A 1,094-nucleotide genomic window follows, 5' to 3' on the forward strand; every position below is an offset into this window, starting at 1 on the left:
ACTTCTTTCACTTCCAATAATCTTCCGGCCATGTCATACACGGTCAAGCTTACTGGTTCTGTGTTGGAAGTTTTCACATCAATAGCAAAACTGTTTGCAAATGGATTCGGGAAAGCAATCGCTTTGAACTCATTTACATTGGTTTCATCCATTCTTGAAACTGCATCCGGTCTTCCGGTTCCTGGAGTAATAATACTGCATGATTTACCGTAAGGTCCCCAAACGCCATTTAATTGAATCGCTACTCGTACGGTGTAAGTCGTTCCAGGTAGTAATCCGGTGAAGTTATTCAAAGTCACAGTTCGCAATGGTCTATCAAAAGTCTGGCTGTAAGGCTGACTTACGTTTTCTAACAAGAAACGGTATTGTTCAACACCTGGATAAGACTCAGCAAATAATGTTTCTGTGTTTGAAATAACTTGGTATTCATCACACTGAGCATCTTGCAAGCCAATCGTTGGGAATAATGGGGTTGTAATGTTACAAACCGGACCATACGACAAGTACGTGCCATCGGTATTTCTAACCGCAACATCTACATTATACGTCGTGTTGAACTGGATGTTGGACAACGAACTCATTCTGAAATCTCTAATCGGACGATCAATTGTTTGTACGTCAATTGGATTCAACGTATTCGTGATTCTAAAGCGGTAGCCGGTTGCAAACGGTACAATGTTGGCAATAATTGAGTTATTCAAATTACTCAACGTAGTGTTACACTGCGAAGCCTGAACTTGTGTAGTAGTATCCGGTGTGGAAACTGTACAGGGGGTTCCGTAGAACGGTTGCCATACGTTGTTAATTCGCACTGAAACTTCAACGGAATAGGTTGTGTTAAAGGCATAATTGGTCAATTGTGTAAAACGGAAACCTCGTAACAATTGATCGATGGTTTGCACATCATTCGTAGCAGTATTAGTTACTCTAAAGCGGTAACCTTGAGCTCCCGGCACTAAAGCAGCATACACATAACTGTTTACAAATGGCAACGTCGTATTACACTGATTAGGTAAAACCACTGAAACAATCGGCGTACAACCGTTATCGATAATACCATCACAATCGTTGTCTAAACCATCGTAGCAGATTTC

1 protein-coding gene is annotated in these 1,094 nt (G+C 41.1%); it reads right to left on the minus strand.

All coding sequences use genetic code 11. From position 1 onward, the window contains the following. Positions 1-1,094: hypothetical protein (locus tag B0I10_RS15740; protein ID WP_181456980.1), on the minus strand; the 1,094-nt coding region annotated here is incomplete at both ends.

The organism is Flavobacterium lacus (genome assembly GCF_003268815.1).
In the GTDB taxonomy this organism is placed as follows: domain Bacteria; phylum Bacteroidota; class Bacteroidia; order Flavobacteriales; family Flavobacteriaceae; genus Flavobacterium; species Flavobacterium lacus.